2 protein-coding genes are annotated in these 8,505 nt (G+C 74.9%); one reads left to right on the forward strand and one right to left on the reverse strand.

The features are described from left to right. The coding region (locus ACWD1Z_RS35790) for a LysR family transcriptional regulator (RefSeq protein ID WP_451124836.1) at positions 1-352 on the reverse strand (352 nt) is incomplete at its 3' end. 171 nt (positions 353-523) lie between these two features. Here ACWD1Z_RS35790 and ACWD1Z_RS35795 point away from each other — a divergent pair. Then, on the forward strand, positions 524-8,467 hold the full coding sequence (locus ACWD1Z_RS35795) for an SDR family NAD(P)-dependent oxidoreductase (protein WP_451124838.1): 7,944 nt from the start codon (positions 524-526) through the stop codon (positions 8,465-8,467). The last annotated feature ends 38 nt before the right edge of the window (positions 8,468-8,505 follow it).

Below are 8,505 nucleotides of genomic sequence, written 5' to 3' on the forward strand. Positions count from 1 at the left end.
GATGCCTGTGCAGGTCGGCGAGGGCGGCGGCGACGGTCTCGCCGGCGATGTCGGACGGCAGTGCGGCGCGCAGGAGCCCGCTCTCCCCCTGGCTGATACGGCGAGCCGCGCCGCGGAGCGCTTCCGCTCGGACGAGCAGGTCACGGGCGTCCTGGAGGAGCAGCGTGCCCGCCCTGGTGAGCGAGACGTGGCGGCTGGTGCGGTCGAAGAGCCGTACGCCCAGTTCGCGTTCGAGGCGCTGGATGCGCTGGGACAGCGGCGGCTGCGCCATGCCCAGCCGGGACGCGGCACGACCGAAGTGCGACTCCTCGGCCACAGCCACGAAGCACTCCAGGTGCCGTATCAGATCCACGAGCCGTGATGATATACACGGCGGATAGATCTTGATCCATATCGGTTTCGAACATGAGCGGCCGGGGGGCGCTCATCCGCTTCCCGGCCGGTTCGCCGGTTCGCGACGGTGCGAACCGGCCGTCTCCGTCCCGCCCTGCCGCAGGGCTTCGACTTGGTGTGAGCAGACGACATGAGCAACGACACCCTGTGGAACGTCCTGCTGGACGCCGCCCGTCAGGCCCCCGAGCAGGTGACCGTGCATGTGCGCGGCGACGGCGGCGAGTTGGCCGTGACCTACCGCCAACTGCTGGCCGACGCCGAGCGGGTGGCCGCTGGGCTGCGGGCGGCCGGTGTCGCGCCCGGCACCTGCGTGCCGCTGGTCGCCGACCGCAGCGAGGACTTCCAGGTGATGTTCTGGGGCCTCGTCGGCGCCGGTCTGGTCCCCGTACCGCTCGCCGCGGACGTCCGCCGGGTGGCGCCCGTGTGGGAACACCTGGGCCGGCCCCACCTGTTCGTGGACGCGGTCGGAGAGGAAGTGGCGCGGCACCTGCCCGCCGAGGCCGCCGTACTGAAGGTGGACGGGCTGCCGGACGGGGACCTCGATGACGCCGTCCGGCCGGGTGCGCCGGGCGATCTGGCGTTCGTGCAGTTCTCCTCCGGCAGTACCGGGCAGCCCAAGGGCGTCGAACTCACCCATGCGGCGGTGACGGCCAACCTGCGCCAGATCATCGCCGTATCCGATCTGGGCGCCGCCGACGTGGTGGTGAGCTGGATGCCGTACTTCCACGACATGGGCCTGATCGGCATGCACCTCGCGCCGCTCGCCGCCCGTGCCCGGCAGGTCAGGATCGGGCCGTCGGCGTTCGCCCGGCGGCCGGGACTCTGGTTCGAGAAGGCCACCGCGCACCGGGCCACCCACCTGTCGGCCGCCAACTTCGCGCTCGCGCTGACCGTCCGGCGGACGACGGAGGCGGACATGGCACGGTTCGATCTGCGCAGCGTCCGGCGGGTGGTGGTCGGCGCCGAGCCGATCTCCCCAACCGTCTGGCGTGACTTCGCCCGCCGCACGCGGCTCGCGGGACTGGCGGCGCACGCCCTGCAGCCGGTGTACGGGCTCGCCGAGGCGACCTTGGCCGTGACGTTCCCGCCGCCGGGCGAGGTGGCGGTGCCGCTGGCGGTGGAGCGGGACGCGCTCAGCCGCGGCCGGGTGGTGGACGCCTCCCCCGACGCGGCCGGCGGTGCCGTCGAACTCATGGACCTCGGCCGTCCCGTGCCCGGCTGTTCCGTGCGGATCGTCGGTGACGCCGGACAGGTGCTCGCTGAGCGGCGCGTGGGCCACATCGAGGTTCACGGGCCCCAACTCGCCCGCGGCTACCTGGGACTGCCCGACGCCACCGCCGCCGCCTTCGGCACCGAGGGTTGGCTGCGCACGGGAGACCTGGGCTTTCTGCGGGACGGGCGCCTGTTCGTCAGCGGCCGGCACAAGGACGTGCTGTTCCTGAACGGGCTGAAGTACCACGCCGCCGACCTGGAGGAGGTCGCCGCCGCGACGCCCGGGCTGCCGCCCGGCACCGCCGCGGTGGTGGGGTCCACCGACCCCGTCACCGGCCATGAGCGGGTGCTGGTGTGCGTCGCCTGGGCCCGGCCGCCGCGCTCCGCAGACGAGGTGCTGCGCCGGGTCGCCGACCGAGTGGGCGAGGCTCTCTTCCACGACGACGTGAGGGTCGTCGCCCTGCCGCCCGGCCGGTTCCCCCGCACCACCAGCGGCAAGATACGCCGCCATGCGCTGCGGGAACGGTTCGAGGCGGGCCGCTTCCCCCACGTCGTGCTCCGCACACCCGGTGGGGTCGCCCGCGACCCCGGCGAGCGCGTTGTGCCCCGGGCGCAGGCCGCGGCCGAGCGGACGGTGCGCGAGGTGTGGGCCGCCGTGCTGGGGCTGCCCGTCGAGCGGATCGGCAACCGTACGTCCTTCCGGGCGCTCGGCGGGACCTCGCTCAAGGCGATGGAGGTACTGGCCGCGCTGGAGGACGCCTTCGGCCGCCGCCTGGAGGTGTCGGCGCTGCGCGCCGGGGCGGACACGGTGGCCGACATCGTCGACCACCTGCTCGACGAGCCGGAGGCAAAGTCGCAGGCGAAGTCGCAGGCGCGCCTGGCGATGGCGGCCCCGAAGGTACGCGATACCGGCACGGACGGCACCCTCGCCGTCGTCGGTCTCGCCTGCCGTTTCCCCGGCGCCACCACCCCCGACGAGTACTGGCAACTGCTCGCCGAAGGGCGGGACCTCGTCACCCCGGTACCGCCGCACCGGTGGGAAGGCGAGCAGATACCCGAAGCCCGGTGGGGAGCGTTCCTGAAGAACCCGGCGCGCTTCGACGCCGCTCGCTTCGGGATCGGCGACGAAGAGGCCCGGGCCCTCGACCCACAGGCCCGGCTGCTGCTGGAACTGGCGCACGAGGCCCTGGAGCGGGCCGGTTACGCCGGTCCGCGCCGCCGCGCCCACCGCATCGGCGTGTTCACCACGACCGGCGACAGCGGCTACCGGGAACTCCTGGAGCGGGCACACGGCACCGGCCTGCCGCCCGCGGCACTGACCGGCAACCTGCCGAACCTCCTCGCGGCGCGCATCGCGCAGAGCTTCGACCTGGACGGTCCGGCCCTGGCCGTGGACACCGCCTGTTCGTCCGCCCTCGTCGCCCTGCACCTGGCCCGCCGCAGTGTCGCGGACGGCGAGTGCGACATCGCCCTCGTCGGCGGCGTCAACCTGCATCTCACGCCGGCCGCGCACCGCATGCTGCACACCGCGCAGGCCCTGTCCCCGACCGGCCGCAGCCGCGCCTTCGGAGCCGCCGCGGACGGCTTCGTGCCCGGCGAGGGCGGCGCGGTGCTGGTCCTGCGGCGGACGACGGACGCCCAGCGGGCGGGCGACGAGATTCTCGCCGTGGTCCGCGGCACCGCCGTCAACAACGACGGCACCTCGCTGAGCCTGCTGGCACCCAACCCCGCCCGCCAGCGCGAGGTCATCACCGCCGCCCACACCGCCGCGGCCGTCGACCCGGCCGACGTGACCTACGTCGAGGCACACGGCACCGGCACCGCCCTCGGCGACCCGGTCGAGCTGATGTCGCTCGCCCACGCCTTCCCCCCTCTGCCGGACGGGCACAAGCGACTGCTGGGCTCGGCCAAGACCAACATCGGACACCTGCTCAACGCCGCCGCGCTGCCGGGCCTGGTGAAGGTCGTACTGGCGCTGCGGCACGGCCAGGTACCGCCGTCACTGCACGCCGACCCGCCCGCGGCGCCGGTCGCCGGGTCCGGGTTCCAGGTGCCCGGCAGGCTCGTCCCCTGGCCCGCGCCGCGCTCCGGGGGCCCGCTCATGGCGGGGGTCAACGCCTTCGGCTTCGGCGGCACCAACGCGCACGCCGTACTGGAGCAGGCGCCGGCACCCCCCAGCCGTACCCCTCGGGAGGAGGCGGCCGGGCCCCACCTCCTCGCGCTCTCCGCAGCCACCCCACCCGCCCTGCGCGCCCTCGTCCGGGAGCTGTCGGACCACCTGGCCGCCCACCCGGACATCACCGAGCCCGACCTGTGCCTGACCGCGGGCACGGCCCGCGACGACGCCCCGCACCGGCTCGCGCTCGTCTGCGACGGTGACGTACGCGCACAGCTGACCGCCCTGGCCTCGGCGAGTGACACCACGCGACAACCGTCCACCGGCACCGTCCGGGCGCGCCCCCGCCTCGCCTTCCTCTTCCCCGGTCAGGGCACCCAGCGTCCTGGCATGGCCGCGGGTCTGTACGCCACCGCACGCGTGTTCCGGGACACCGTCGACGAGGCCTCCGCACACCTCGGTCCGCTGTACGGCCGCACCCTCACCGACTGGTGCACCGACCCCGGCGTCGACCCTGCCGACCTGGCGCGCACCGAGATCACCCAGCCCGTCCTGGTCGCCTACGCCGTGGCGCTCACCCGGCAGTTGGGCGCCTGGGGCGTCGTACCGGACGCCGTCACCGGCCACAGCGTCGGGGAACTCGCCGCGGCTTGCGCGGCGGGCCTGCTGCCCCTGGCGGACACCGTCCGCTTCGCCGCCGAACGCGGCCGGCTCCTCGCCGAGCTGACCGAGCAGGGCGCGATGGCCGCCGTACGCGGAGCGGACGACGCCGTTCACGCCCTGGTCGCCGCGTCGGACGGCGCGCTGAGCGTCGCCGCCCGCAACGCCCCTGGCCGGCTGGTGCTGTCCGGGACCGTGCGCGCGGTCGAGGACGCGGTGGCCGAGCTGACCGGGCGGGGCGTCGCCGTACGACGGCTCAGTGTCACGCGTGCTTTCCACTCACCGCTGATGGAACCGGCCGCGCGGGCGCTGTACGACGCCGCCCGCGCCCTGTCGCCGGGGGCCGCCGCGATACCGCTGCTGAGCACCCTCACCGGCGACTGGGCACCCGCCCCCGACGCCGCCCACTGGCGGGAACACGCCCTGCGGCCGGTGGAGTTCGCCGCTGCGGCGCGGCGACTGGTCCAGGACGGCTTCGACACGTTCGTGGAGGTCGGGCCCGGCACCGATCTGCCGAGCGCCCTGCGCCTGGCCGCCGACCGGTCCGGCCCGGCACCGGTCACGCTCTCCGCCCTCCCGGCCGCGGGCGAGGGGGACGGGTGGGACAGGGGTGCCCTGCTGCGTACCGTCGCCCGGCTGTGGACGCGTGGTGTCGCCGTCGACCACGCCGCGCTCGCGCCGACGGGACGCCGTGTGCCGCTGCCCACTTACCCCTTCCAGCGGCGGTCCTACTGGCCCGGGCCTGACGCCGCCCGGTTGCTGCACCGGATCGCCTGGACGCCCACTGCCCACTCCGGGCCGCCGGGACCGGTGCCGGTCACGCTGGTCGCGGGGCCCGACGGCGAGGCGGTGCGGGAGCTGTCCGCGCGGCTGGCCGAGTGCGGGGTACCGGTGGCCGAACCGGGTACGGAGTCCGCGCACACCGTCGTCCACCTCGCCGGGCGGGCGGACGACGACACGGGCTCGGACGCTGCTGCCGCCTTCCGGAACACCCTGCGGCTCTTCGACCGGGCCGGTGCCAAGCGCCTGCTGCTGCTCACCGAGGACGCCCACCGCACCGGCACGGACGGTGAGGCGACTGCGCGTCCGGGACAAGCCCTGCTCACCGGGCTCGCGCTCGCCTTCCCGGAGGAGACCGAGGGCGCGGAGCTGGTCTGCGTCGACCTGTCGTCCCGGGACACCACCGCGCAGCAACTCTCCGCTGTGCTGGCCGAGTTGGCGGCGCCGGGCGAGAAGGTGGCCGTGGCCGCCTGGCGCGGCGGTGCGCGACTGCTGCGGGGGATCGAGCCTTTGCCCGGTGACACCGTGGCGGCCTACGGAGGCCAGCTGCCCGTGAACGGCACCTGCCTCGCCTACGAGGACCGGCTGCCCGTGGACGGCACCTCCCTGGGCTGCGAGAACCAACTGCCCGTGGACGGCACCTACCTGATCACCGGCGGCGCGGGCGGCCTCGGCGCCGCGCTCGCCCGGGACCTCGCCGGGCGGGGCCGCCCCACTCTCGTCCTCACCGGCCGTTCCCCACGGCCACCGGCCACGCTGCTCACCGAACTCCGCGAACTCGGCGCCGACGCCCGCTACCGGCAGGCCGACGTCACCGACGAACGGCAGCTCGACGCCCTGCTCGCCGAACTCCCGCCGCTGGACGTCGTGTTCCATCTGGCCGGGGTGGCCGTTCCAGGCTCCTTGCGTGGCACGGGCCGAGCCGACACCGATCGTTCACTGGCCGCCAAGACCGTCGGCACCCGCCTGCTGGCCCGCACCCTGCACCGCCACGGGCACCGCCCGGCCCTGTGCGTGGCCTTCTCCTCGGTGGCCTCCGTCCTCCCCGGTGCCGCGGGCGCGCTGGGCGACTACGCCGCCGCCAACGCCTACCTCGACGCCTTCGCCGCGGCCGAGCGTGCCGCCGGGCGCCGCTGGCTGGCTGTGAACCTCGGCGCCGTGGCGCGCACGGGGCTCGCCGCCACCGCGGCGGAGCGCATGCCTCTGCAGGCCGGGGGCACACCCCTCGCACCGGCCGAAGCGCTGCGTGCCCTGCGTGCGGCATGCGCAGCCGACACCGCGCAGCTCGTACTCGCCGACATCGGCGGTCACGCGCCAGCGGTACGGCTTCCTCGGCCCCTGGTACCAACTCCGGTTCCCGCGCCCGCTTCCTCCGTGTCCGGCACCCGCGCCCTCGTGCGCACCCTGCTCGCCGAATCCCTGCACCTGCCGGCCGAGGCGGTCGACGAGGACACGCCCTTCCTCTCCCTCGGCCTGGACTCGCTCGCCGCGGTCGACCTGGTCCGGCGACTGGAACGCGCGCTGGGCAGGGACCTGCCGACGACGCTGTTCTTCGAGTACCGCACGGTGCGGGAACTCTGTGCCCATCTGGACACCGCCGCCTCCGATCCGAACGCGACCACCCTCCCGACGAGCGGTGTCCCGGAAGGCACGCCGTTTCCCCTCACCCCCGTCCAACTGGCCCTGCACACCAGCAGCGTCCTGTATCCGGGAACCCCGGCACGGGGCTGGGTGCGCCAGACCGTCCACGGCCCCCTCGACCCCGGCCTGCTGCGCCGCGCCCTCGCCACGCTCGCCGAGCGGCACGGCATGCTGCGCGTCCGGCTCGGACAGGACGACGCCCACCCCTCCCCCGTACCGCACCAGACGGTGACGTCGGATGCCGACCCCGCCGTGTGGTTCGAGACGCGGCCGTGCCCCGAAGGCGGCCTCGAAGCGCTGGAGACGGAGCTGGCCAATCGGCCGCTGGACCTCACCGGCGAACCTCCCCTGCGGGCGTTGCTGCTGACCGACGACGCCCAAGTGGCCCATCTGGTGCTGTGCGCGCATCACGTCGCCGCCGACGGCTACAGCCTCAACGTCCTCGGCACGGAACTGTGGACTCTCTACACCGACCTCGCCCTGGACCGCGGCACGACTTCACTGCCGCCCGCCGCGGACTTCGCCGCCCTCGCCACCGGCGGCACGCCCTCCGCCCGCGCCGAGGACACCGCGTACTGGACGGCCCGCCTCACGGGCCACTCACCCATGCCCCTGCCCTACGACGGCCGCCCCGGCCCCGAGGAGGGCCCCGGCCCGCTCGTCACCGAGCACCGCTTCCTGGACGAGGACCTCGTCGCCGTCCTGCGTGAACGGGCCGCCCGCTGGAACGTCTCCCTCTTCCACCTCCTGCTCGCCGCCTACGCCCGCTGCCTGGCCCGGTGGAGCGGACAGCACGACATCGCGGTCAATGTCGCCCGCGCGGGCCGCGACGCCCGGCTGCCCGGCCTCGACCGGCTGGTCGGCCCCCTCGCCGACACCCTGCCGCTACTGCTGGAGACCGCCCCGGACGAGCCACTCCCCCAAGTCGCCGAACGCGTACGGCTGGCCTGGCTGGACAGCGAGCGGCACGCCACCGTCAGCAGCCTCGACCTCGCCCGGCTGCTGCCCGGCAACCCCTCGGGACCGCGAACGGTGAGCCCCGCCAGCTTCAGTTTCGCCCGCTTCCCTGCTCCCCTGGACCCGGACTGCCCGGTCCAGGTCCGGCCCACGGCGGCCGGCACCGGCTCGGCCGCCACCCGGCTGAACCTGCTCTGCTGGGAGGACGGGCCCGCCCTGCGCCTGTCCTGGAACTTCCCCGAACGCCTCTTCACGCGGACGACGGTCACCCGCCTCGCCACCGCCTTCGAGGAGGAGTTGCGCGGTTGCGCGGCGATCGGACCGACGTCGCGGGCCCTGGCAGGCACATCTGCCGGACCGGAGGGCGTGAGTCGGTCGGCCTTGGTCGACCGGTTGCTGGAGCAGTTCCGGGCCGCACCCGACGCGGTCGCCGTGGACGACGGCCGACGCGCCCTGACGTACCGGGAGCTCGACGCGGCCACCGGTGCCCTCGCCCGGCGGCTGCGGGAGAACGGCGTACGGCCAGGTGACCTGGTGGGGATGCTCACCACGCCCGGCCCCACCACCGTGGTCGCCGTCGTCGGCATTCTCCGGTCGGGCGCCGGTTGGGCGCCGCTGGACGCCGAGCACCCGGCGGCCCGGCTGGCCGACCAGACGGGCCGGTGCGGAGTGCGCGTCGTCGTGAAGTGCGCGCGGAACGAGGCCTGAGCGCGTGCGCTCAACGGCCTGTGGGCGGTGCCCGTCTC

Source organism: Streptomyces sp. NPDC002784, from assembly GCF_053592135.1.